Here is a 24,570-nt window from a genome sequence, read left to right on the forward strand (position 1 = left end):
ACTCTGTAAAAAGGAGGGATGAAAGATGGAACAAAATTTACAACAACGTTTACTGGATTTCATGCGCGAGGAAGAATACAGACCATTGACTGTTCAAGAGATAGAAAGTCAGTTTGGATTCGAAGATGCGGATGAGTTTAAAGAATTAGTTAAGACACTTGTTAAGTTAGAAGAAAAAGGATATGTCATACGTTCTAAATCAAATCGCTATGGTGTCCCAGAGCGAATGAATTTATTGCGAGGTAAATTTATAGGTCATGCTCGTGGATTTGGATTTGTCGCTCCTGAAGAAGAGGGAATGGATGATATTTTCATTCCACCGACTGAAGTTAACGGTGCCATGAATGGGGATATCGTATTAGTACGTGTTTCGAGTGCTAGTTCAGGAGATCGTCGTGAAGGTTCAATCACTAAAATTGCAGAGCGTGGGATTTCGAAAGTAGTTGGCCAATTCCAGGATAATAAAGGATTTGGATTTGTTCTACCGGATGATAAGAAAATATCGATGGATATTTTCATTGCAAAAGAAGATACACTAGGTGCAATTGATGGCCATAAGGTAGTAGTAGAAATAACAGGATGGCCAGAAGGACGTAAATCAGCAACTGGAATGGTCACACAAATTCTAGGCCATAAAAATGACCCAGGTGTAGACATTCTCTCTATCATTCATAAGCATGGAATTGAAGTGGACTTCCCACAATCGGTTATTGATCATGCTAATTCAGTGCCAGAGCAAATTGCGGAGTCTGACATTGAAGGTCGACGAGATCTTCGTGATGAAGTGATTGTTACAATCGATGGTGCCGACGCAAAAGATTTAGATGACGCGGTTACTGTAACGAAAAATGCAGATGGGACTTATAAATTAGGTGTACATATTGCAGACGTGAGTCATTATGTAACGGAAGGTTCTGCAATGGATACTGAAGCATATGATCGTGCGACAAGTGTTTATTTAACAGACCGAGTTATTCCAATGTTACCTCATCGCTTGTCAAATGGGATTTGTTCGTTAAATCCTCAAGTGGATCGTCTAACGCTATCATGTGAAATGACAATCGACGGAAGCGGGAAAGTTATCGCTCATGAAATTTTCCAAAGTGTCATTAAAACAAAAGAACGAATGACATATACAGACGTCTATAAGATTATTGATGAAAAAGATGAAGCATTAAGAGAACGTTACAGTGACTTAGTGCCAATGTTTGAACTAATGGCGGAACTTGCGGAGATATTACGTACTAAACGTGCAGACCGTGGAGCGATTGATTTTGACTTTAAAGAGTCTAAAGTCTTGGTGGACAATGAAGGTTGGCCATCTGATGTAGTTATTCGTGAACGAACTGTTGCAGAACGACTAATCGAAGAGTTTATGTTAGCAGCTAACGAAACAGTTGCGGAACATTTTCACTGGATGGAAGTACCGTTCATTTACCGCATTCATGAAGATCCTAAGCCAGAAAAGTTACAGCGTTTCTTCGAATTTATTACAAACTTCGGTATTGTCGTAAAAGGTTCAGGTAATGATATTCATCCGCGTGCCCTACAAGAAATTGTAGAGTCAATTGAGGGAATGCCAGAAGAGCCAGTTATCTCGACGATGATGTTACGTTCGATGCAACAAGCCAAATATTATGCGGAAAGTTTGGGTCATTTTGGTTTATCGACTGAATTCTATACGCATTTTACATCGCCAATTCGTAGGTATCCAGATTTAATCGTTCATCGATTAATCCGTACGTACTTAATTAACGGAGATGTATCTAAACCAACATTAGCCCATTGGGATGCGGTGATGGATGAAATTGCGGACCATACTTCTGGACGTGAACGTCGTGCGGTTGATGCAGAGCGCGATACAGATTCATTGAAGAAAGCGCAATATATGGCAGACAAAATTGGTGAAGAGTTTGAAGGAATTGTCAGCTCAGTCACAAACTTTGGTATGTTTATTGAACTTCCGAATACAATTGAAGGACTTGTGCATGTAAGTAATATGACAGATGACTATTACCGATTTGATGATCGTCAAATGATGATGATTGGTGAACGTAGCGGAAAACAGTTCCGAATTGGTGATGAAGTTGAAGTGCGTGTTACTTCTGTTAAACCTGAAGAATCAGCTATAGATTTTGAAATTGTAGGCATGGTGAAGTCGTTTAACCGACCAGCTCGTAAAGAAACACCGAAAGTCATTCAAACAAGACGTAAAGAAGGATCAGGTAGAAATTCTTCAAAATCTTCAAGATCATCACAACCAGGTGAGAAAAAAGAAGTGAAACAAAAGAAAAAGTTTTATGAAGGTATTGCGAAGAAACAGCAAGGTCGAAAGCGCAAGAAAAAGTAAGGAATAAGAGCGGTGCTCAGCCGCTTCTTTCGCACTGATTTAAAAGGATAACTTTTGGATATCAGTATAAGAAAAACATAGCTTGCACCATTATGGGTGCAAGCTGTGTTTTTCTAAAAACAAAGAGGTGTTTAGTGTGCCAAAAGGGCAAGGAAAAGTAGTAGCACAAAATAAAAAAGCAAATCATGATTTCTATATCGAAGATACCATTGAAGCTGGGATTGTCTTGCAAGGAACTGAGATCAAATCAGTTCGCAATAGCAAAGTACAATTGAAAGACGCTTTTGTACGAATTCGCAATAATGAAGCTTGGATTTCGAATATGCATATTAGTCCTTATGAACAAGGGAACCGCTTTAATCATGAACCATTGCGTTCAAGAAAACTCTTGCTTCATAAAAAACAAATTAGCGAATTAATCGGCGTCTCTAAACAAGATGGATTTTCGATCATCCCCATTAAAATGTATTTAAAAGATGGTTTTGCAAAAGTTTTAATCGGCGTTGGTAAAGGGAAAAAGAATTACGATAAACGCGACGTTTTAAAGAAGAAAGAAGCAAAACGCGATATCGAACGTGCATTCAAATCTCGCAACCAAGAATGATGACTTGAAGTTTGACCAATTTTGTCTTATAATAAGAATACAACTTTGCCAGATGCAAGTTTGTTCATTCGAACATCTTCCTATTAAGGGGACGTTACGGATTCGACAGGGATGGTCTGAGCTTGAGTTGCGCGTCGGAGGGCTCGGCTCCGTATCAACGGCACTTATAATAATTGGCAAAAATCAAAACCTAGCATTCGCAGCGTAAGCTGACAATGTTGCTTGTCTTGGCCATCGCCCATGTGGTCATGTACGAGCTCACTCTTAGTGGGATACGATCGTCGGTGCGACTTGAGTCGACGATAAGAGATTCTCAAGTTAGCGTACAAGACGCCCGCTTGTCGGCATAATGTTACGCGAAACTTAATTGGCAAGATACACGCGTAGACGCTTAAGTGTTGGAGTTTCTGGACGCGGGTTCGATTCCCGCCGTCTCCATATCGCGAAAGCATATGGTTTCATACAGTGTTAAAACCCTTGTATATCAAGGGTTTTTTCTTTTTGTCTATATCATCTAGTTTCAGTGAGTATCAATTGAACGTAGTCAAGAACGTAGTCAAAATGTATGCAATAATCATATGTTGAGGTAGCTTTTCAAACTTTTGAATTGCTGCTTCTTTTGTTTTTTCTGTAACGTGTGCGTAAATATTCATTGTTGTTTGAACATCAGTATGTACTATTCGGTCTTGAACTTCTTCTTCTATTGATATATCCAATCAGCTCACTTGTTTCATAATTCAAAGAAATCGACACGTCTATAGAGTTATGAAATTGCCTTCAATTTCTTTCATCTATAAATACTATTTTCTAATATCCCCAACCATTAGACTTCATTCCTATCTATATACTTTATAGGTATTTTAACATATAGATATCAAAAACAATTTTGACATAAATATATATTAAATAGAAATTCATCTTGGTAAGATAACAAATCATCGTTTTTGTTCATTTTGTCAGATTATACAATTTTTTGTGGTATTATACCTATAAAGTAAATAGAATTACCCAAAGGAGATAAAAAATGCTTTTTTCAGAATTATATAGAGTAATAAATAGTAATAATGAAAAATGGTTCGACCCTATACTAGATGTTGACACAAAATTATTTATCGATCCATTTCTGTTATTTAGTTATTCAGAAAACCACTTAAATAATGCACATTCTAAAATAATTGAGTTTTTTAATGAGGCATTCATGTTAGCAGCAAAGAGTAGTGGATTGCCATCTAGCTTATCTTACAAAAAGCTAATATCGATGCTTACTTTTCCAGAGGTTGAGGAAATTTGTTTAGGATATACGAGTAAAAGCACAGGGGGAGCAGGTGGTGGTGAAGGATTTTCTCACTCCATGGCTTCAGCACTAATAAATTCTATTAGAATTGGGCTTAAGGAGATAAATCATTTTGAAGAAATTGGGATACTAGAGAAAGGTATTGGACGTGATAGAATAAGTGATATTTGTGCAAACATTATTAAAGAAGAACTTATTATTTACACACAAGATATTTGCTCTATACACGATATTCCACTTAAGGAATTTAAGGTTAAAAACTCAAAATTTAATTTCGAATTTAAGAGATGGGAAACTAATCTTGTTTCACTTCCTTTAAATCCTTCAAATAACAAACCCATTTTATTAGTACCAAAAAGTATTTTGAGAGAGTTACCTAGTATTAATGCAGATGGTTTCCTTGATTGGGCTTGGTCGAATGAAAATGAAACCATGAGAACTGATTTTAATTTTGAAGTTAAAAGTAAAATTAATAAAGAAGATATTATGAGAGTTGCATCTACTAGGATTGATTTATTGGAAAAGTATGTGAGTTATGTAGAAAATAAAGGTTCCATACCGTATGACATTGATAAGGATCCTAGTGGCATTTATAAATGGTATGAACAATCTCAAAAAATTCAACAAATGCAAAATTTAAAACTCCCTATTCCAAATAATCTTGATGAGTTAGCTAGCCTGGTTAAAGTACTGATTAAAAGCTTCAATTCTTTTATTGTTGACAATTCAGGTTATAAACTATTGTGGAATGAAACACCTCTAACACCAAAGAGAGAAGAAGCTTCTCAATTGCTATTCTTTGGATTAATTAAGGAACATTGTAAGGCAAATAACGTTGACTTTTCTAGGGAAGTCAATCAAGGAAGAGGCCCTGTAGATTTCAAGTTTTCAAGTGGGTATCAAGATAGAGTGTTAATTGAAGTGAAAAGGGCAAGTAGTTCTAAATTAAAACAAGGTCTGCAAAATCAATTACCTCAGTATTTAGATAGTGAGAATATTAACATTGGTTACTATGTTGTAATTGTTCAAAAAGAAGAAGAGTTTAAAAAAATTAGTGGACTTAAAGAGGAAGCAAAGAAATTAAGTGAAAAATTAGGTAAGTTTATAGATGTCTTTGTTATTAATGCAATCTATGATAAACCTTCAGCTTCTAACATTAAATAAATACAAATTCAATGTGACATAAATTTATATTATTAAAAGGTCTCTTATATGTATTTTAAGAAGACTTTTTTCTATGAAAAGGTGACTCAATAACTTTATATATTTTTAATACAATAAAGCGAACATAGTAAAAGAAAACTATTATGTATGTAATGTAGAAAGAGGTTTTTAATATGTGGGAAAATCCTTGGATTGTTGGTATCGGTGGTGGAGTAATAAGTGGTTTATTTGTATTTTATATGACTAATTTCATATTTAATAAGTTGAGTAAGAAAGAATACTTTAAAAAAGTGGATTTAAGCAATAAGGAAATGATTGGCTTACTAATATTATCTATTTCCGAAGGTGAGCTTCCTTCTCTCAAAATACTAAATTCATTATTATCTTCGTTATCAAGAAAATATAACGTTAAACTGCATGATATGTATAATATAAAGGAAATTCTTGAGGATCTTATTAGAGAAATTTTTGACACTAACTTTATAGCTATAGATAAAAAGATAAGCATATCTGGGAGTCTAGAGAAAATGATTATTCAAATTGATAGTGAAGATCTTAAAAAGAAAGAAGAGAAGATAGAAGTACGAAATACATACACTAATACTAGTAGATTATCTTTATTAGTATCTACAACAGTTATGACAATGACATTAACTATTAGCTTAGTATTTGTTCAATTATACTCGAATGATAAACAAATTAATGATTTATTATTTGATAACAATATTTTATTCATTGCATTGTTACTTGCAGCTACATTAATAACTGTAGTTATACTAATGTCACTTTTATCTAAAAATAGAAGCAAAGAATACTTACTTGAAAATTACAGAAATAATCTATTATTAAAAAGATCAATAGACTTTACCAATAAAGAGGAGAATGAAAAGTAATTGAAAAGTAAGTTGTTTATTTTTAAAATAAGTTAGCTCTTAACAGATAATTATTAAATAGTTATTCCACCATCAAAAAGTAAAGAATAGTCTTAATTTTCTCAGAAAGACCTAGAACAAAAAAATATAAAACAGCCCTTAGGCTGTTTTATTCGGTTCTAAAATCACTGAAATAAATCTTTGATGTCTTTTTCAGTAATTCCAGTTTTTATGTGGAACTCCTCTACAGACAATTTATCGATACTATATCCATATTTCGAATTACGAGAGAAATAGCCAGTTTCGATTCGATTTCCTCTTCTTAAAAAACCAAGGTTAAGAAGTGACAATACCGCACTTTCCGTGAACGCTATATTGTAGATTACTCTTAGTCAATTAAGTAGTCAATATGTGTTTAAAATATTTTAAAACCCTTATAAACCCTGCTATTAAAGTGTTTCTTAGATTTGATGGTTCGATTCTCACCGTCTTCATTTACATTGAGTGTAGATGGAACATCTATTCAATCAAGCACGTCATTCGATTCATTTCGAATGGCGTGTTTTTTGTTGGGGAAAATTCGTGTTCTGTATCCTAGGGGTAGTTGAATATACTCAATTAGGTCATGTTTGTCTAACGTCCAAGCTGCGTTTGAGTGTCGGAATGATTGACAAGCCATTTCTACCTATCAGTCTAATGATTGATGAAGGAGACAGAATATGAAAATATATTCAATACGTACATTAAAAGAATTGAAAACGTATCGAAAATCATGGAATGACATTTTGGAATCGAATGAAAATGATAATCCATTTATCGAATTTAATTGGATTGAAAATTGGTGGAAATACCTTGGTGAAGCTGGTTCGATGGAAGTTCTTGTTTTATACAACGACGATCGAATTATGGGGTTTTTTCCCCTACAATTTTCTAAAGTTTTCTCTACAACGATCATTGAATTCATTGGTCGAGCAGATGCTTCCTATATGGATTTCATCGTGTATGAAGAAGACAAAGAAACAGCCATTTACTTTGTATTAGATGAATTGATGAAGTCATTTCCAAATACAATGTTTCATTTGCATGGTGTTCTTTCAAGCAGTTCCACATTCACCATATTGAAAAATTATGTAGCAATTCGAAAATATGAAACATCCATCTTTTCGGCTATTTCACCGTTCATAAACGTTAAGGCAATCAACTTAGATGACTATATGAATAAGCGAAAAAAATTGAATGGATTGAACAGAAAAGAACGGAGACTTCGCTATTTAGGAGAACTAAAAACTTCTCAAGTGAAGTTAGAAGAGATGGAAGCTGTATTTGCCATTCACGATAAGCATTGGAAGAACAGAACGGATACTAGTCATTTTTCTGAAGAGGCGTATCAAAATTTTTACAGTGCTCTTTTAAGTAATCGTGAAGGACCTTTGCAAACTGAGTTAGAAGGACTGTATTTAGACAATCAACTCATTGCTTTTTCTTATGGTTTTCTTTGTCGAGGTAGATATATAGGGATAGTCAGTGGTCATGATTCCGACTATGAGATCTATGGACCTGGGACTATTTTGAATAAAGATTTAATAGCAGCGAGTCAGAAAAAGGGACTTCGCGTATTTGATTTAGGCGTAGGCTATGAACCTTATAAATTTGAATGGAATACCGGTGTGGACTATGTGAATGAGTTTATCATTGCATCAAAAGAATGGCAGTCACAAATGATTTTTCATTTATATAAAACTAAGGGTCAAGTGAAGGAAGTATTAAAAAAAAACTATAAAATCGTTCAACTTAAACGAAAGTATGTGGATCAATCGATTCAATTTGTAAAAAATGCATCCAAGAAAGAGTGGATTCAAACCATTCGCAAATTGAGTAACAAGATTTATTCACATCAGTCAATCGATATCTATCAACAGGAGCAAGGAACTCAAGAATTAGTCAATTATGATTTGCTTGATTACAGTGATACAAAAAGACGAATGTACAATTTATCAAACATGCACAAGCGGTATTACAGTGGTTTTTTACCCTATAGTGATTCGAGGTTTTCTCTCTTTTGGGTTCAACCAGAAGTAATCCGTGTTGATGAATTAGATTACTATGAACCACTCCCAAAACAGAGTGCTTTTGTTGTAGATTGGCACATGCACAAGCTACCAAGTATTTGCACGTTTATAAGGGCAAAACAAGATGTACAAAAGATTTATCTACATACAACTAAGACCGATCCACATGTTACTGAACATCTTCAGCAGTTAGGTTTTAAGCATGTGAACCGTGTTAGAAAAACGTGTGTATTAACTTTGACGAAAACACAAGTGATACCGGCTGTGAGTTCAAAGAATTGAATTAGTTGTGAGATTAGCATACCAATTAAACAGTCGAGAATTAAGTTTGATCAAAAGAAAAGAGACTTTCAGTCCTTCAGTCTTAACTGAATTTCTGGCAGCCTCTTTTTTATTATTCTTTTTTATTCCCAAACTCCAAATCTGTAATCGAAAAAACAAATGCGTCGTGATTTTCACCAAGTTGGAACAAATAATTACGTAAGAGTCCTTCTTTACTAAAACCTGCTTTTAAAAGAAGTTTCCATGAAGCTTCGTTATCGGGAAAAGTTACCGCTCCGACACGTGCTAGTTTTAATTCATTAAAGGAATAAGCTAACACCGCTTTAAGCGCTTCTTGGATATATCCTTTTGACCAAAAATCCGGATGTAGATCGTATCCAACTTCGCATCTCTTCGAACTTAGTACGAGATTGTTTAACCCAATCGTTCCTGCGAATTCTTCCGTCTCTTTTAATTGGATTCCCCAACGGACGGATCTTTTAGAAGAGAATCCACTCTTCATATGTTCAAGCATTTTCTCAGCTTGGTCAATTGAAGTTAACGGGTCCATCCCATAATATCGTGTTACATCCTCACGAGAAAATTGGTTAAATAAGTGAACAGCATGAGCTGGTTTTAATTCAATTAATTGTAGTCGCTCTGTTTCTAAGATAGGAAATGACAATGGAAGACCTCCTGAATTTATGATTGAGTTTCTTTAGCAAAATAAATGAAATCAATCGGAATCCCACTTAGGCCAAATTGACGTAAAAATGACGTGACCTGGCCACGATGATAAGAAGAGTGATTTACAAAAGTGAAGAACATGTCCTCACGAATATTTGAAAATGGATCACCTTTAATATTCGTGAAATTAATTGTAGCTTTCCAATCTTCCTCTGACAGAGATGAAAGAAACACGTCCATTTCCTGATGCAAATCAGAAAAGGCTTGTTTTGTTAGGGCTACTGTACTGACGTGAAATTCTTTCCATTCAGGCTTCTCAATGCCTTGTAATCTCTTAAACCATAAATAATCAACACTGAGTATATGAGAAAATGTTTTACTTATTGTAGGAAATGAATTTTTCGCTTCTCGATGATAAATTGCCTCACCTTGAGAACCGACATGATCTAATAATTTCTGAGTCGCCCATTGGTGATAATGAAACATTGTTTGCCATTTCATTTTGAATCCCCCTTTTAAAAATTGTGAATATTCTCCATAGTAACACTTTATCGAGGTAATACACTACCACTGTAGTTTGTTATAATTTGGAAAATAATAATTGATGTTACTGAATCCCCCCCTTATACTCGTTATAAAGGGGTGTTTCATATGGTTTTATTAACAGGCGAAAATTTACACTTAGAAGAGATGCGTTCTATTATATATAAAAATGAAAAAGTTGATCTAGATACCGAAGCATTAGCTCGTGTACAAAAAAGTAGAGAAGCAGTTGAACGAATAGTAAGCGAAGGTAGAACCGTTTATGGCATCAACACAGGGTTCGGTAAATTTAGTGACGTAAGTATCGATGAGGAAGACGTGCATGCACTGCAGTTACATTTAATTCGTTCACATGCTTGTGGAATAGGTGAGCCATTTGAAGAACGAGTGTCTCGTGCTATGGTAGTTCTTCGTTTAAATGCCTTATTAAAAGGATTTTCGGGAATTCGAGTAGACGTATTAAAGCGCTTAGCTTATATGGTGAATCATTCTATTCATCCTGTTATTCCGTCTCAAGGCTCGCTTGGTGCATCCGGTGACTTAGCTCCACTTTCCCATTTAGCCATTGTAATAGTTGGTGAGGGTTTCGTGTGGAAAGATGGAATGCAAGTAGCAGCGAAACAAGTGTGGGACGAACACGGACTAGATCCACTAGTGCTTGAAGCAAAAGAAGGGCTTGCTTTAATTAATGGAACACAAGCAATGACAGCTCAAGGTGTGGTTAATTGGTTAGAGGCAGAAACACTAGCTTACCAAAGTGAATGGATTGCAGCCATGACAATGGAAGCACTTCATGGAATTACAGATGCGTTCCATCCAGCTGTTCATCAAGCAAGAGGTTATGTAGAACAAGTGGACGTAGCAAGAAGAATGCTTGAATGGCTTGAAGGAAGTCAGCTAGTCACGAAACAAGGTGACAAGCGAGTTCAAGATGCGTATTCTCTGCGATGCATTCCACAAATTCATGGAGCTAGTTGGCAAGTACTAGGGTATGTGAAAGAAAAGCTTGAAATTGAAATGAATGCTGCAACTGACAATCCTCTGATCTTTGAAGATGGAGAAGTCATTATTTCAGGTGGGAACTTCCACGGGCAGCCAATCGCTTTTGCAATGGATTTCTTAAAGCTGTCAGTAGCCGAATTAGCTAATGTGTCAGAACGACGCATTGAACGCTTAGTAAATCCACAATTAAACGAAGGATTACCACCATTTTTAAGTCCGCAACCAGGGTTGCAATCTGGCGCAATGATTCTACAATATGCAGCGGCGAGCTTAGTTTCTGAGAATAAAACCTTAGCCCATCCAGCATCAGTGGATTCAATCCCATCTTCTGCAAATCAAGAAGATCATGTCAGTATGGGAACGATCGGCGCACGTCACGCTGGTATGATGATTCAAAATGCTCGTCGTGTTTTAGCAATCGAAGCATTCTGCGCACTGCAAGGTTCGGAATACCGTGGGAAAAACAAAATGTCGGAATCACTCCAAAACAAGTGGGATGAATATCGTTCATTTACACCGTCGATGGATGAAGACCGAGTATTTAGCACAGATATCGAACGTATTAGCGCTCACATGAAAAATGAAACAGGCAAACCTGTCTATTCTAGTAAAGTAAGTATTACCGTATAAAAGCAGCAGCAGAGAAACAATAGAAATAACATAGTAAATCGAGTATGAAATCGCAAAGATTTTATACTCGTTTTTTTATTGATATGTAGTGGATATTCCTAATTTTATCGCAATTTACAATTAAAATAGCATGCAGATTGACGGAAGGACAACAGCTATATTGTCATTCCGTTTTTTATTGGAGTGAATGTAGTTGTTATTTGATGTACAAAAATAAACAAAAGGAATAAGCGTTTATATTAAAATATAATTGTAGAGAAATTGGTATAATTCCGTTAAAGGACAGGTTTGTTGAAGAAAGAGGGGGATAGACTAAATGGACAATAGTAATGATCATAAAAGCATCCCAAAATGGGCATTTGAAAAAATTGAGATAAAAAAGCCAGACCCTATGTGGATGGACAGAGGTATTCAGGAGAAAGAAGAACTTTACCATTTCCTTTCAGCTTTTGGTGTTAAGCAAGTAGAACATATAGGCAGTACAGCAATTCCTAATTTGCCCGCTAAACCAATTATCGACTTAATGGCTTCTATTTCATCATTTCAACATATCAACAAAATAGTGAAAAACCTATCCTTGCACGATTGGCATTATGTACCTCCCGAATTAGACAATCAGCCATGGAGAAGATTTTTTGTTAAAGTGAAGAACGATAAACGAGTAGCTCATTTACATCTAATGCAAGAAGGAGAAGATCGTTGGGAAAAACAACTTAAATTTCGAAATAAACTAAGAACTAATGCACACCTTGCAGAGGAATACGCTTCAATTAAAAGCCAATTAGCACAAGAGTTTAATAATGACCGTGAGAGATATACTGAAGCAAAGACAGAATTTATAAATAAGGTGTTATTTAACTAAAGAGGCTTTAATGGAAAAACTCCTCTAAAAATGAAAAGCTCAGAGCTATCAACTCTGAGCTTTATAGTGTTCTATTTTATGAGTATAACTGAACTACTAATCCTGGAGTCTCGTTTATTTTGTAAATAAAGGACTATTTGCAAATATGCACTTTTTTATTTTAGACCTACAGTGATTTTCAGTTGATTGAAATGGAGGCTGCGACTCCGGCGGAATCAGCACAAACTGAAGACCCTGCACTGAGCAAAGCGAAGGAAGCGGCTGAAGTTGTGCCCGCGGAAAGCGTCAGCCGCAATGAAAATCAACACTTTACTTAGTATTCACATTAAAAAACAGACTCCAGTTCAAAACTTGGAGTCTGCTTTTCATTATTTCACACCATATTTTCGATCAAGCTCAACTAAATGTGCATCAGGATGATGGCCAATCATGATTAAATCCCTTAAAATATGAGATCCCAACATGCTATAAACCGTCCCATTTCCACCGTAGCCTAGTAAGTAATAGTGCTTTTCCTTCGTAGGATGTTGTCCGATGAAAGGCAAATTATCAATGGATTCTCCAAAGGTTGCACCATAAACGTAATCAGTTTCAAGGTTATATTGCGGGAACAAATCCTGTAATTTTTTCAGTAAAATTTCACCGCGATTTTCTATTAATTCTAAGGATTGAGGAGCTTGTGCATTTTCCTCATCTAATCCACCAATGATGATTCGATTTTCAGCAGTCGTTCTAACATACAGATAAGGACGAGCCGTTTCCCAAATTAATGCATGTTCATGCCATTGAGTAAAATCATCTACAGGCTTGGTTACCATCGCATAGGAGCGATTGATGTCAGCTCCAATGCGATTACCAACAGGAACAGTCTCATATCCAGTCGTATAAATAATATTACTTGAACTAAATTCACCAACCGAAGTTCTTACTGAGATCTGATCATCAATCGTAAAAACATCTTGAACTTCTACAAATTCAAACAAATGGCCACCTTTTTCTTCAATAATATCAAGAACACCATTTACAAATTTATAAGGGTTAACTTCAGCGTCATCATAAGTAACTAATGCACCAGCTTTAGTAAATGCCATATGCTTTGAAAGCTCTTCTTGTTCCCAGTAGTCACATGGGAAGCCATGTTTCTTCAATGTTTCGTATTCTTTTTTTATTTTCGGTACGTCTTCTTCAGAACTTGCATAACAAATACTTGGACGCATAATAAAATCTGCTGAAGAGGGAAGACGTTTTGCCACCATTTTTAATTGATTAACAGCTTCATAGCATATTTGATAAAAACGTACAGCTTCTTGTTCACCAATTTGGTCAATTAATTCATGAAGCATAATATCATTAGAATATTGCAGCAAGCCTGTATTAGCCATAGTACTGCCTGTAGCCATTTGACGTTTATCTAAAACAGCTACTTTTAATCCCGCTTCAACAAAGGCTAAGGCGGTTAATGATCCAGACATGCCACCGCCAACAATGATGACATCGTATTTTTCCAACTTTTCTGGAGCGTGTCTTGGTTCTTTACTTGGTAAGGTTGATGGCCAATAGACAGAGCCGTTATGAATATCCACAATTTGTATCCCCAATCATTTTTATCTATCTCTTTATACCCAAAAGCTATAATATTTAAGCAAGCTTTGACAACTTCATAAATTATGGTGAGAATACTTTGTTATAATAAAGAATAGATCTTGAGAAAGTGAAAGGACGTTACAATCATGAATGAAATTACAAATAAACCTCATATTTTATTAATAGATGGTATGGCTCTATTATTTCGATCTTTTTTTGCAACATCAGTGTTTGGGCAATTTTTAAGAAATGAACAGGGAGTGCCCACTAACGGTGTGCAAGGATTTGCTAGACATGTATTAACAGCTAAACAAATGATGCAACCAACACATATGGCGGTATGCTGGGACATGGGCATGCATACGTTCCGCAATGATTTATTCGATGGCTATAAATCAAACCGTCCTGCACCACCTGAAGAAATGCTTCCTCAATTTGATATGGCGAAAGACATTTCTAAAATGCTAGGTTGGCAAAATTTTGGAGAAATTGGAATGGAAGCAGATGATCTCATTGGATCAATGGCGTGTAAGTGGCAAAATGAAGCAAATATTACCATCATAAGTGGCGATAAAGATTTACTCCAATTGTTAAGTCCTACTACCAAAATCGCCTTTACAAAAAAAGGGTACTCTATCTATGATGAATATACTTATGAACGATTCCTTGAAGAATATCAAATCGAACCTTCTGTGTTTGCTGATGTTAAAGCTTTCATGGGAGATTCGAGTGATGGATACTCAGGGGTAAAAGGCATTGGTCCTAAAAGTGCCTTACAATTAATTCAAATGTATGGCTCTGTTGAAGGCGTTATTGACGCGATTGAAGAATTAAAACCTGCGCAACAAAAGAAAATTCAAGAAAACCTGGATATGTTGCGTTTATCCAAAAAATTAGCGACCATTCATTGTGAAATGGATTTGCCAATTGAATTGGAAGAATTACGAATTCCAACGTATAGTAAACAACATTTAACATCACTTGAAGAAGCAGGTTTTGGATTGACTAGCAGACATGCCCAGTCCTTGTATTCGATTTAAAACGGAGGAATGATTGTGGATATTGTTACACATTTAATGCATATGAAAGATTGTATACTTGAGCAATCGAAAGATTTAGCTCGTATTATTACAGAGGAACAAAATGCACGCTATCCTGAACTGAAAAGCGTAGAGTTAGACTTGTATCCACTACGTATCGAACTTGTCGAATTATATGGCGCTTGTTTAGGGATGACCGAAGAACAGCGCGTTTTTGTTTTAAAAGAGTGGGGAGAAAGAGCCGGAACGTACACGGCTAGAATGCAACAAATCACAATTGATATGATGCTTCGCGAAGTACCTCATTATCGAAATACGATTGGCAGCGTCATTAAATATGAAGCTCAAAAATTAAATTTAAGTGCAAACGAATTGTATGATGTAATTGATGTGCTAGATCGTTCCATTAACGATGTTGTTTATTTTTTCAGTGTTCCATTTGTTCGTCATGACCAAGAACAATTAGCCTTCTCACAACAAATGGTTGTCGAACTATCCGTGCCAGTCGTTTCCATCAATGATGATATCGCTGTTTTGCCATTAATCGGTTCAATGAATGCTGAAAGATCACGTGTTTTACAAGAGCGTGCTTTAACAGAAGCTTCTCGTTTACAAATCAAACATCTCATCATTGATTTATCTGGGGTCCAAACAATTGATACATTCGTAGCGCAACAATTGTTTAGTTTACTGGATGCGCTATCCTTAATAGGTGTAACAGGTACAGTTAGTGGAATTTCGCCAATTATTGCCCAAACGCTAGTCCATTTAGGATTGGATTTCGGCAAAGTAGGAAGTTATTCATCTCTTAAACGAGCTCTATCTGTTATTCAATCAAATTAGTATGAGGTGCCATTTTAACGAAGGTTAAAATATCTTTATTATTTTCATAAGAGACATAACGAATTTGGCTAGCACGATTTCTTCCTCCGTTATCATGGAGAATGAGTGTTAAGCCTTTTTCTTTTTCTTCAAACCCAATGAGTGGTACCCAATGATAAGCAAATTCAAATTTGCTAAACCATCGCAAACCAAAATACCGATCGAACTTACAAGCAACAGGATGACCAGCCAGTAACTCTGCTTTAGCCTCTTCAATCGTACAAGATTCTATGGTCCAGTTTGGGCCAAGCAACTTCCGTAAATTACGCTTGAAACGCCACGTGAATAAACCAATCCGCGTACCCCCGAGTAATCCGTATAATTGATTAATTTGATAGGGACAGGAATTGGGCATCCAAAAACGAAGAATGCTCCACGCCGTTACAGGACCACATGCTGATGCATGATAATTTTCATCAATGGACGCATCGTATTGAGAGAAACCTTCTAGATCTAATAGAACTCGCATATTTTCACCTCAATAAAAAAAGAGTTTTTCCGTCTGATTTCACAGTACGGAAAAACTCTTTTTTTGTAAAATATAAAGACTTCAAAGTATTATTAAGCGAAAAAAAAACCGACACTTAACCTAATGAGTTTAGTGACCGATTATTTTCTTTTATTAGTATTTGTAAAGCTGCACGGAATGAGATATGAGATTCTAGCTCTACTTGAATTCCCGCTTGAACGATTTCTCGAACGAATCTTGGATTAAATCCAACATAGATGGGACGAACACCCATCAATTTTAAAGAATTGTTTAATTGATAAAGCTCATCTGTTAACTCTGTATAATCAAACGCTTGAATATCTTCTACAGTAACACCTGTAAAATCAAAAATAGCTTTTTCAGTATCACGATGCTTTCCGATATAGGCTAAAGTATTTGTTCGAATACTATCGAATCTTTCTTTAAACATATGACCAGCAATCGGCACCAAAATTGTACTTGGTACTACTGAAGGGATAATAGGGGATGCCATGTTTTTAATAATTCCTTGATAGTATTTAATTTGTTCTTTTAGTTCTTGTATTTCAAGTTCTTGTGACATTTTGCACCTCAAAGCTATTTTTCTTAAAGTATAGCACTACCTAATAGTGTGTTGCACCTGTATTAGTGAAATTTGTGGTTTATTCATAATCTAACCAGTTAAATCGACATAATAAAAAAGGTAGACACAAGGTCTACCCGTTTTGGCTTTGTAAAAATTCTGTTACTTGCTCAGGTGATTTCGCGTTCGCACTATGCAAATGCGCCTTTTTATCCCCATTTTGATAAATCAATAAACTCGGAATGCCCATAACATCATATTTATCTGCAACTTCAGGCAGTTCATCACGGTTAATTTCAAACCATTTATATTGTTTATATTCTTCTATTATAGGATCAATGAACATATCCATTCTTGTGCAGTCTGGACACCAGCCAGCCGTGAATTTGACGATGACTTCTTCATCTTTAGATATAATTTGGTTAAATTCTTCAATCGTTGAAATAGCTTTCATGTAATCGTTCCTCCTTGGTCTTTAGGAACAGTTTACATGGTATTTCATTGTAAGAATAGCATTTTGTTTTCCTTATTGAAGCTGTTGTTTATATCCTTGGTATTGTTGAACTGTTTGTTGTATTTCTTTTGAATCAGCAGGAGTCAGTGCATACCAACCATGTTTAAATTGAAGATCATAGAAGTTTCTTTGTTGTTTTGAAATATCCCGTAATTGAGAAAAAATCATTTGATAAAGTGCATCATGACTCGCTTCTTGAGTCGCTGTTTCATAGGCACTGGATAAATGTTTTTCCATAGACAAAGCATCACTAATTAAATCTCGATCATTTAATTGAGGCGTTTCTGCATAAGGAGTCTCTGTATTTTGAACGGTTGATTTATTCATGACATCGGACCTCCTTCGTTTTGTTTTAAGAATTTTAAAATCTCATCATAATGTTTTGAATGCATCTTTTGTGCAGATTCACACTCTTTTTTGATGTCGGGAAGCTGACATGTCTGTGCGACCCAATCCATTTTTTTAGATGCTAGTAAATTCCATGACAACATATCGCTCAAATATAAGAGGTCTTTGGAAGATACCATTTTTGGTGGTTCTGGATACATCGCTTGTTGATCAGCTGGTTGAGAAAATAAATTCACAAATAAAACCTCCTTTAAAGTCTGACTTAGTATGCGCGCTATCATCGCATGTATACAAAATCAATTTCTTTTAAAAAAGTTAGAATAACTATGCATAATACTCATTCGACATTCATAAATTGGTATGAGAAAGATTTACATGAAATTTTTCAGTAAGTAGAACCCATAATTATGCATATACACGATTGTGAAAAATGTTTTCTAAATCAGCATGATCAAGAGGTAGTTCGATTTGATTTAACCTAGTTAACTAGGTTATGAGACGAGTTTGATTGATAAAGGCATGAATTTGATTGATAAATGTTCAATTTGATTGATAAATCGCCAGTTTGATTGATAAAATTGTCAGGTTGATTGATAAATGTTTAAAACTAAATCAAGCCGATAAAAAAGTGTCTCATAGAAGATCGTTCCAACTATAAATACGCCTATAATTGAGTTCAGTTTTATTTATTGATGGATTGTAGTAGAAGCTGGCTTAAAACATTTACTTCTGCATCGCTACGAAAGCTTCGTCGCAAAGCGTCCATCTACAATGGAAATCTCCGTATTGAAAAAAGTTGTAAATCGAGATTTTCAACCAATTCTTTTGTCATTTAAATATTGCGAAAAAAGAGAAAATGATCTAGTATTAGATTCATAGATGGTGTTTCTATTTTTTTTGATTTAAAAATGAATGAGTATTCATTCAAGAATTTGATGAGGAGGTTTTTCAAGTGTCATTTCAAATTAAAAAAGCGGCAGTTTTAGGATCGGGCGTTATGGGTTCTGGCATCGCAGCACACTTAGCAAATATCGGTATTCCTACATTGTTATTAGATATGGTACCTCGAGATTTATCAGAGGACGAAAAGGGAAATTCGGCAGCAAGAAATCGTGTGGCTCAAACTGCACTTACTAAATTACTAAAACAAAAGCCTGCTCCATTAGCTTCTAAGAAAAATCTAGCTTTGCTTACTGCTGGAAACTTTGAAGATGATTTAGACAAGTTGAAAGATGTAGATTGGATTATCGAAGTAATTGTTGAAAACTTAGATATTAAAAAAGGGTTATATGAAAAAATTGATGCTGTTCGTAAACCGGGAACGATTGTGACATCAAATACATCGGGTATTAGCATCAATGCAATGAGTGAAGGTCGTTCAGATGATTTCCAAAAGCACTTCCTTGGAACGCATTTCTTTAATCCACCGCGCTATTTAAAATTGCTTGAAGTTATTCCAGCAGAAACAACACTTCCGGAAGTCGTAGAGTTCATGAAATCATTTGGTGAAGATAAGTTAGGTAAAGGCGTTGTGCTTGCGAAAGACACACCGAACTTTATTGCCAATCGGATCGGAACGTATGGTTTACTGATTACACTTCGTGAAATGTTAGCAAGAGGATACTCAGTAGGTGAGGTTGATTCGGTAACAGGTCCAGCAATTGGTCGACCGAAATCAGCAACATTCCGTACATTAGATGTAGTCGGTTTAGACACTTTCGGTCATGTCGCTAAAAATGTGTATGACCAAACAACTGGAGAAGAACAAAAAGTATTTGAATTACCTCCGGTGTTAAACAAAATGCTTGAAAATGGTTGGTTAGGTGCAAAATCAGGTCAAGGTTTCTTCTTGAAGAAAGACAAAGAAATTCTTGAGCTAAATACAGAAACAATGGAATACGAACCTGTTAAAAAGTTGAGAACACCATCACTAGAAATGGCGAAACAACAAAAAGGGTTAGCTGCTAAAGTAAAAACGCTTACTTATGCGAATGACCGTACAGGTGAGTTATTATGGAGTATTTTGGCTCCAACGCTTGTGTATTCAGCAAAACTACATGGTGAAATTGCTGACGATATCGTAGCCATCGATAACGCTATGAAGTGGGGCTTCGGTTGGGAACAGGGACCATTTGAAGTGTGGGATGCATTAGGTGTGAAAGAATCAGTTGAAAAAATGAAGGCTGAAGGATTAGAAATTCCTACCTTCGTTCAATCTCTATTAGATAGTGGTCATGAGTCATTCTATTTTGAACAAGATGGAGATCTTTATTTCTTCAACGGAACAGAATACGAATTGATTCCAACAAATGAAAAAGTCATTAATCTTAAACGATATAAAAAGAAACATGGCGTTATTAAAAAGAATTCAGGTGCTAGTTTAATAGACCTTGGAGATGGAATTGCACTTCTTGAATTCCATTCACAATCAAATGCGATTGGATTAGACATTTTACAAATGATTAACTTTGCAGTTGATGAAGTTGAGAAGAACTTCAAGGGGCTTGTCATTGGGAACCAGGGCAAAAACTTCTGTGTCGGTGCAAACCTTGGCATGATTTTAATGGAAGCACAAGATGATAATATTTTTGAACTTGATTTCACAGTTCGAGCTTTCCAAAATGCCATGATGAAAATCAAATACAGTTCAAAACCTGTCGTTGCTGCACCATTTGGCATGACTCTTGGCGGTGGTGCTGAAGTTTGTTTACCGGTTGCACACATCCAAGCATCAATGGAGACGTATATGGGCTTAGTAGAAGTCGGCGTTGGTCTGATTCCAGGCGGAGGCGGAAACAAAGAGTTATACATGAAGCATTTAAAAGGCTTACCAAACGGTGTTCATACAGATTATCTATACGTTGCCTCAAAAGTGTTTGAGACAATCGCTATGGCGAAAGTTTCAACTTCTGGTGAAGAAGCAAGAGAAAACAATTTCTTGAATTTCGCCGATGGAATCAGTGTGAATGCAGACCATTTGATCTATGATGCGAAACAAGCAGCTTTGGCCTTGTATGAAGGAAACTATAAAGCACCACTACGTGAAAAAATTCCTGTAACTGGTGAGTCTGGTTATGCAGCATTACTTTTAGGAGCAGAAGGTTTATTCCTATCAGGATTTGTTAGCGAACATGACTTGAAAATAGCGAAAAAATTAGCATTTGTGTTAGCTGGCGGAAAAGTACCGTACGGCACATTAGTAGATGAGCAATACTTACTTGATTTAGAACGTGAAGCATTCTTAAGTTTAGTTGCAGAACCTAAATCACAAGCAAGAATGCAAAACATGTTAGTAAAAGGAAAGCCTTTACGTAACTAGGTTGCGATTGGGTAAAAGGAGGAAAACTTATGCGCGAAGCAGTACTTGTAGCAGGTGCAAGAACACCTGTAGGGAAAGCGAAAAAAGGCTCTTTAGCAACAGTTCGTCCTGATGATTTTGGGGCATTGGTCATTAAAGAAACATTACGTAGAGCTGGCGGATATGATGGTCCAATCGATGATTTAATACTAGGATGTGCAATGCCAGAAGCCGAACAAGGTATGAATGTTGCACGTAATATTGGAGCTTTAGCTGGATTACCAGATACAACTCCTGCAATTACAATCAATCGTTTCTGTTCATCAGGTTTGCAATCGATTGCTTATGCATCAGAACGAATTATGTTAGGACACTCTCAAGCGATTATTGCTGGTGGTGTTGAATCGATGAGTATGGTTCCAATGATGGGGAATACAATTCGACCAAATGCTAAATTAGCAGAAACAGCACCTCAGTATTATATGGGGATGGGTCATACAGCAGAGCAAGTTGCTATGAAGTATGGTATTAGCCGTGAAGATCAAGATGAATTTGCTGTTCGTTCTCATGCGAATGCTGCAGCTGCAATCGCAGCTGGTAAGTATGCAGATGAAATCGTACCAGTTGAAGTAACGAAACGTTATGTGGATGAAAACAATAAACCACAAGAAAAAACATTTATGTTCGAAATGGACGAAGGTGTTCGTGAAGGCACGAATATGGAGACTCTTGCGAAACTTCGACCAGCATTCAATGCCCGTGGTACTGTAACAGCTGGTAACGCGTCACAAACTTCAGATGGAGCGGGTGCACTACTTGTTATGGATCGTGAAGTTGCGGAAGCACAAGGACTAAAACCTCTTGCTAAATTCCGATCATTTGCAGTTGGTGGAGTACCTCCTGAGGTAATGGGAATTGGACCAATTGTTGCTATTCCTAAAGCGCTTAAAATCGCTGGCTTATCAATTGAAGATATTGATCTTTGGGAGCTTAATGAAGCATTTGCATCCCAATCGATTCAAGTTATTCGTCATTTAGGAATTGATATTAATAAAGTAAATGTTAATGGTGGAGCTATTGCATTAGGTCATCCACTAGGGGCAACTGGATCAATTTTAACAATCAAAATGATTCATGAATTAAAACGTCAAGGCAAACAATTTGGTGTTGTTACGATGTGTATTGGTGGCGGAATGGGTGCTGCTGGAGTATTTGAAATTCTTTAATACTTGTCAAAAAATAGATTAGCCATGATTTATATAATAGGAGGAACTAAACATGACGAATTCAGTTGAGAATATGATTAAAGGCGGAAGCTTTTTAGTAGAAGACGTGGCTTTAGATCGCGTATTCACACCAGAAGATTTTACAGATGAACATAAAATGATTGCTAAAACAACAGAAGAGTATGTTAATAATGAAGTATTTCCTGTCATTGAAAAACTTGAAAACCATGAATTTGAACACTCAGTAAAACTATTAAAATCTGCAGGGGATTTAGGTCTTCTTGGTGCTGATGTTCCTGAGGAATATGATGGCCTTGGATTAGACAAAATTTCTTCGGCTTTAATCGCTGAAAAAATGTCAAAAGCTGGTGGTTTCTCGATTACTCATGGTGCTCATGTTGGAATTGGATCACTACCAATCGTTCTTTTTGGTAATGAAGAACAAAAACAAAAGTACCTACCTAAGCTAGCAACTGGTGAATTGATTGCAGCGTATGCATTAACAGAACCTGGTTCAGGATCAGATGCTTTAGGTGCGAAAACATCTGCTAAGTTAAATGCAGCAGGTACTCATTATGTACTTAATGGCGAAAAGCAATGGATTACAAACGCAGGATTTGCTGATGTATTTGTTGTCTATGCAAAAATTGATGGAGAACATTTCTCTGCATTCATCGTAGAACGTGAATATGATGGAGTTTCTGTAGGTGCGGAAGAGAAGAAAATGGGGATTAAATCATCTTCGACACGTACTTTAATCCTTCAAGATGCTCAAATCCCAGTAGAAAACCTACTTGGTGAAGTTGGCCGTGGCCATGTGATTGCATTCAATATTTTAAACATTGGACGTTACAAATTGGGAGTAGGTACAGTAGGTGCTTCTAAACGTGCGTTTGAATTAACAGTTGCTTATACAAACCAACGTCAACAATTCAAAACACCGATTTCGTCTTTCAATTTAACAAAAGAAAAATTGTCTACAATGGCTGCACGCTTATATGCATCTGAAAGCTTAATCTATCGTACAGTTGGTTATTTCGAAGATCGCATGAGTCAATTAAGTGCGGAAGAACAAAAAGACGGTAAAGCGATTGCAGCTTCAATTGCAGAATATGCAATTGAGTGTTCAATCAATAAAGTATTTGGTACAGAAGTTTTAGATTACATTGCAGATGAAGCGGTTCAATTACATGGTGGGTATGGCTTTATGCAAGAATATGAAGTAGAACGTATTTACCGTGATTCACGTATTAACCGTATTTTTGAAGGAACAAATGAAATTAATCGTTTGTTGATCCCTGGAACTTTCCTTCGAAAAGCGATGAAGGGTGAACTTCCACTTCTTCAAAAAGCAAAAGCACTTCAAGAAGAGTTATTAATGATGATGCCTGAGGAAATCGAGGACGCACCATTAGCTCAAGAAAAAGTACTTGTACAAAATGCGAAGAAAATTGGTTTGTTAGCTGCTGGTTTAGCTGCGCAACGTTATGGTGCTAAGCTTGAAACTGAGCAAGAAGTATTAGCAAACATTGCTGATATCGTTAATAATTTATTCGCGATGGAATCAGCTGTATTGCGTACAGAAAAAGCGATTCAACGTGATGGTGTTGAAAAAGCGAACCAAAAACTTCTATATACACAAATCTTCTGTCAAGAAGCATTCGAGTGTATCGAAAAAGACGCGAAAGAAACATTAATCGCAGCTGTAGAAGGAGACAACTTACGTATGATGCTTTCAGCTCTTCGTAAATTAACTCGTTCAACTCCTTACAATGTAATTGCTAAAAAACGTGAAGCATCCGTGAAAATTATTGATGCAGAAAAGTATATTGTCTAAATAACCAAATCCGACCGCTTCTGATGAGGCGTTCGGGTTTCTTTTTTGATACTATAAATAAAAATAGGAGGTAGAATAATGGCTATTACGTATTATGGATATCCTAATTGTGGATCGTGCAAAAAAGCAAAGTCTTGGTTAAATGCTGAAGGAATTGAGTATCATGATGTACATATAGTAGAAACTCCGCCTTCAAAAGAAGAATTGAAAAAGATTGTAGAAACGAGTGAATTTCCACTTAAAAAGTTTTTCAATACGAGTGGCATGAAATACAGAGAGTTAGGTTTAAAGGATAAACTCCCGACTATGTCAGATGATGAGCAGTTAGAATTGCTAGCTTCTGACGGAATGCTTATTAAGCGACCTCTTGTGACAGATGGTGAAAAAGTAACGGTTGGATTTAAAGATTCAGATTTCGCTGAGAATTGGAAAAGAGTTTGAACATATCTTG

The 24,570-nt window shown here is 36.1% G+C and carries 22 protein-coding genes and 1 other RNA gene; 14 read left to right on the forward strand and 9 right to left on the reverse strand.

Features of this window, described 5'->3' with window-relative positions; genetic code table 11:
- Window positions 1–25: 25 nt before the first annotated feature.
- The 3 genes from rnr (at window position 26) to ssrA (ending at window position 3,395) form a co-directional block, all read left to right on the forward strand.
- On the forward strand, window positions 26–2,350 hold the full coding sequence (gene rnr, locus ACHUE4_RS12170) for a ribonuclease R (protein ID WP_394190395.1): 2,325 nt from the start codon (window positions 26–28) through the stop codon (window positions 2,348–2,350).
- Between the two features lie 136 nt (window positions 2,351–2,486).
- Window positions 2,487–2,954: an SsrA-binding protein SmpB gene (gene smpB, locus ACHUE4_RS12175; protein WP_394190397.1), complete on the forward strand. Its 468-nt coding sequence runs from the start codon at window positions 2,487–2,489 to the stop codon at window positions 2,952–2,954.
- Between the two features lie 87 nt (window positions 2,955–3,041).
- Window positions 3,042–3,395: a transfer-messenger RNA gene (gene ssrA / locus ACHUE4_RS12180) on the forward strand.
- An 89-nt stretch (window positions 3,396–3,484) separates the two neighbouring features.
- On the opposite strand, the gene ACHUE4_RS12185 is transcribed toward ssrA, so the two are convergent.
- Window positions 3,485–3,670, reverse strand: coding sequence for a hypothetical protein (locus tag ACHUE4_RS12185; protein ID WP_394190538.1), 186 nt, complete (start codon window positions 3,668–3,670; stop codon window positions 3,485–3,487).
- Window positions 3,671–3,978: 308 nt separating this feature from the next.
- On the opposite strand from ACHUE4_RS12185, the gene ACHUE4_RS12190 reads away from it, so the two are divergent.
- The 3 genes from ACHUE4_RS12190 to ACHUE4_RS12200 all read left to right on the forward strand — a co-directional run bounded on the left by ACHUE4_RS12190 (window position 3,979) and on the right by ACHUE4_RS12200 (window position 8,635).
- A complete protein-coding gene (locus ACHUE4_RS12190; protein WP_394190399.1) occupies window positions 3,979–5,412 on the forward strand; it encodes a hypothetical protein in 1,434 nt (477 codons plus the stop codon).
- A 173-nt stretch (window positions 5,413–5,585) separates the two neighbouring features.
- Entirely contained in the window at window positions 5,586–6,305 is a 720-nt protein-coding gene (locus ACHUE4_RS12195) for a hypothetical protein (protein ID WP_394190401.1), read from the forward strand.
- A gap of 698 nt (window positions 6,306–7,003) precedes the next feature.
- Window positions 7,004–8,635: a GNAT family N-acetyltransferase gene (locus ACHUE4_RS12200; RefSeq protein WP_394190403.1), complete on the forward strand. Its 1,632-nt coding sequence runs from the start codon at window positions 7,004–7,006 to the stop codon at window positions 8,633–8,635.
- A 112-nt stretch (window positions 8,636–8,747) separates the two neighbouring features.
- Here ACHUE4_RS12200 and ACHUE4_RS12205 read toward each other — a convergent pair whose 3' ends face one another.
- Window positions 8,748–9,299 (reverse strand): GNAT family N-acetyltransferase, encoded by a 552-nt coding sequence (locus ACHUE4_RS12205; protein WP_394190405.1) that lies wholly within the window; start codon window positions 9,297–9,299, stop codon window positions 8,748–8,750.
- Window positions 9,300–9,316: 17 nt separating this feature from the next.
- Window positions 9,317–9,802 carry a DinB family protein gene (locus ACHUE4_RS12210; RefSeq protein ID WP_394190407.1) on the reverse strand — a complete coding sequence of 162 codons (486 nt, stop codon included), beginning with the start codon at window positions 9,800–9,802 and terminating at the stop codon, window positions 9,317–9,319.
- 150 nt (window positions 9,803–9,952) lie between these two features.
- Here ACHUE4_RS12210 and hutH point away from each other — a divergent pair, with 150 nt between their 5' ends.
- Both hutH and ACHUE4_RS12220 read left to right on the forward strand, forming a co-directional pair.
- Window positions 9,953–11,476 (forward strand): histidine ammonia-lyase, encoded by a 1,524-nt coding sequence (gene hutH, locus ACHUE4_RS12215; protein ID WP_394190409.1) that lies wholly within the window; start codon window positions 9,953–9,955, stop codon window positions 11,474–11,476.
- 316 nt (window positions 11,477–11,792) lie between these two features.
- On the forward strand, window positions 11,793–12,338 hold the full coding sequence (locus tag ACHUE4_RS12220; protein WP_394190411.1) for a GrpB family protein: 546 nt from the start codon (window positions 11,793–11,795) through the stop codon (window positions 12,336–12,338).
- Window positions 12,339–12,706: 368 nt separating this feature from the next.
- On the opposite strand, the gene ACHUE4_RS12225 is transcribed toward ACHUE4_RS12220, so the two are convergent.
- Complete coding sequence (locus ACHUE4_RS12225; RefSeq protein ID WP_394190413.1) at window positions 12,707–13,921, reverse strand: NAD(P)/FAD-dependent oxidoreductase; 1,215 nt, start codon at window positions 13,919–13,921, stop codon at window positions 12,707–12,709.
- Between the two features lie 147 nt (window positions 13,922–14,068).
- On the opposite strand from ACHUE4_RS12225, the gene ACHUE4_RS12230 reads away from it, so the two are divergent.
- Together ACHUE4_RS12230 and ACHUE4_RS12235 are read left to right on the forward strand one after the other, a co-directional pair.
- A complete protein-coding gene (locus ACHUE4_RS12230; RefSeq protein ID WP_394190415.1) occupies window positions 14,069–14,962 on the forward strand; it encodes a 5'-3' exonuclease in 894 nt (297 codons plus the stop codon).
- A 15-nt stretch (window positions 14,963–14,977) separates the two neighbouring features.
- On the forward strand, window positions 14,978–15,805 hold the full coding sequence (locus ACHUE4_RS12235; protein ID WP_394190417.1) for an STAS domain-containing protein: 828 nt from the start codon (window positions 14,978–14,980) through the stop codon (window positions 15,803–15,805).
- On the opposite strand, the gene ACHUE4_RS12240 is transcribed toward ACHUE4_RS12235, so the two are convergent.
- The 5 genes from ACHUE4_RS12240 to ACHUE4_RS12260 form a co-directional block, all read right to left on the reverse strand.
- Window positions 15,789–16,313, reverse strand: coding sequence for a C39 family peptidase (locus ACHUE4_RS12240; protein ID WP_394190419.1), 525 nt, complete (start codon window positions 16,311–16,313; stop codon window positions 15,789–15,791). The genes ACHUE4_RS12235 and ACHUE4_RS12240 overlap by 17 nt on opposite strands.
- A gap of 115 nt (window positions 16,314–16,428) precedes the next feature.
- Window positions 16,429–16,896 (reverse strand): STAS domain-containing protein, encoded by a 468-nt coding sequence (locus ACHUE4_RS12245; protein WP_394190421.1) that lies wholly within the window; start codon window positions 16,894–16,896, stop codon window positions 16,429–16,431.
- 133 nt (window positions 16,897–17,029) lie between these two features.
- A complete protein-coding gene (locus tag ACHUE4_RS12250) occupies window positions 17,030–17,350 on the reverse strand; it encodes a thioredoxin family protein (protein WP_394190423.1) in 321 nt (106 codons plus the stop codon).
- Window positions 17,351–17,422: 72 nt separating this feature from the next.
- Window positions 17,423–17,737 (reverse strand): spore coat protein, encoded by a 315-nt coding sequence (locus ACHUE4_RS12255; RefSeq protein ID WP_394190425.1) that lies wholly within the window; start codon window positions 17,735–17,737, stop codon window positions 17,423–17,425.
- Window positions 17,734–17,994, reverse strand: a complete 261-nt coding sequence (locus ACHUE4_RS12260) for a hypothetical protein (protein WP_394190427.1) — start codon at window positions 17,992–17,994, stop codon at window positions 17,734–17,736. The genes ACHUE4_RS12255 and ACHUE4_RS12260 overlap by 4 nt, the downstream gene beginning before the upstream one ends.
- 716 nt (window positions 17,995–18,710) lie before the next feature.
- On the opposite strand from ACHUE4_RS12260, the gene ACHUE4_RS12265 reads away from it, so the two are divergent.
- The 4 genes from ACHUE4_RS12265 (at window position 18,711) to ACHUE4_RS12280 (ending at window position 24,560) form a co-directional block, all read left to right on the forward strand.
- Window positions 18,711–21,077, forward strand: a complete 2,367-nt coding sequence (locus ACHUE4_RS12265) for a 3-hydroxyacyl-CoA dehydrogenase/enoyl-CoA hydratase family protein (RefSeq protein WP_394190428.1) — start codon at window positions 18,711–18,713, stop codon at window positions 21,075–21,077.
- 29 nt (window positions 21,078–21,106) lie between these two features.
- On the forward strand, window positions 21,107–22,282 hold the full coding sequence (locus tag ACHUE4_RS12270) for an acetyl-CoA C-acetyltransferase (RefSeq protein WP_394190430.1): 1,176 nt from the start codon (window positions 21,107–21,109) through the stop codon (window positions 22,280–22,282).
- Window positions 22,283–22,334: 52 nt separating this feature from the next.
- On the forward strand, window positions 22,335–24,119 hold the full coding sequence (locus tag ACHUE4_RS12275) for an acyl-CoA dehydrogenase family protein (RefSeq protein WP_394190432.1): 1,785 nt from the start codon (window positions 22,335–22,337) through the stop codon (window positions 24,117–24,119).
- Window positions 24,120–24,197: 78 nt separating this feature from the next.
- Complete coding sequence (locus ACHUE4_RS12280) at window positions 24,198–24,560, forward strand: arsenate reductase family protein (protein WP_394190434.1); 363 nt, start codon at window positions 24,198–24,200, stop codon at window positions 24,558–24,560.
- The last annotated feature ends 10 nt before the right edge of the window (window positions 24,561–24,570 follow it).

Source organism: Paenisporosarcina quisquiliarum (genome assembly GCF_043641925.1).
GTDB lineage: Bacteria > Bacillota > Bacilli > Bacillales_A > Planococcaceae > Paenisporosarcina > Paenisporosarcina quisquiliarum_A.

Bases quoted from the DNA above. Each gene is read 5' to 3' on its own strand.
- ACHUE4_RS12210 (WP_394190407.1), bottom strand. From the start codon at position 9,802: ATGAAATGGCAAACAATGTTTCATTATCACCAATGGGCGACTCAGAAA.
- hutH (WP_394190409.1), top strand. From the start codon at position 9,953: ATGGTTTTATTAACAGGCGAAAATTTACACTTAGAAGAGATGCGTTCT.
- ACHUE4_RS12200 (WP_394190403.1), top strand. From the start codon at position 7,004: ATGAAAATATATTCAATACGTACATTAAAAGAATTGAAAACGTATCGA.
- ACHUE4_RS12255 (WP_394190425.1), bottom strand. From the start codon at position 17,737: ATGAATAAATCAACCGTTCAAAATACAGAGACTCCTTATGCAGAAACG.
- ACHUE4_RS12195 (WP_394190401.1), top strand. From the start codon at position 5,586: ATGTGGGAAAATCCTTGGATTGTTGGTATCGGTGGTGGAGTAATAAGT.
- ACHUE4_RS12220 (WP_394190411.1), top strand. From the start codon at position 11,793: ATGGACAATAGTAATGATCATAAAAGCATCCCAAAATGGGCATTTGAA.
- ACHUE4_RS12245 (WP_394190421.1), bottom strand. From the start codon at position 16,896: ATGTCACAAGAACTTGAAATACAAGAACTAAAAGAACAAATTAAATAC.
- ACHUE4_RS12270 (WP_394190430.1), top strand. From the start codon at position 21,107: ATGCGCGAAGCAGTACTTGTAGCAGGTGCAAGAACACCTGTAGGGAAA.
- ACHUE4_RS12230 (WP_394190415.1), top strand. From the start codon at position 14,069: ATGAATGAAATTACAAATAAACCTCATATTTTATTAATAGATGGTATG.
- ACHUE4_RS12280 (WP_394190434.1), top strand. From the start codon at position 24,198: ATGGCTATTACGTATTATGGATATCCTAATTGTGGATCGTGCAAAAAA.
- ACHUE4_RS12250 (WP_394190423.1), bottom strand. From the start codon at position 17,350: ATGAAAGCTATTTCAACGATTGAAGAATTTAACCAAATTATATCTAAA.
- ACHUE4_RS12275 (WP_394190432.1), top strand. From the start codon at position 22,335: ATGACGAATTCAGTTGAGAATATGATTAAAGGCGGAAGCTTTTTAGTA.
- ACHUE4_RS12190 (WP_394190399.1), top strand. From the start codon at position 3,979: ATGCTTTTTTCAGAATTATATAGAGTAATAAATAGTAATAATGAAAAA.
- ACHUE4_RS12240 (WP_394190419.1), bottom strand. From the start codon at position 16,313: ATGCGAGTTCTATTAGATCTAGAAGGTTTCTCTCAATACGATGCGTCC.
- rnr (WP_394190395.1), top strand. From the start codon at position 26: ATGGAACAAAATTTACAACAACGTTTACTGGATTTCATGCGCGAGGAA.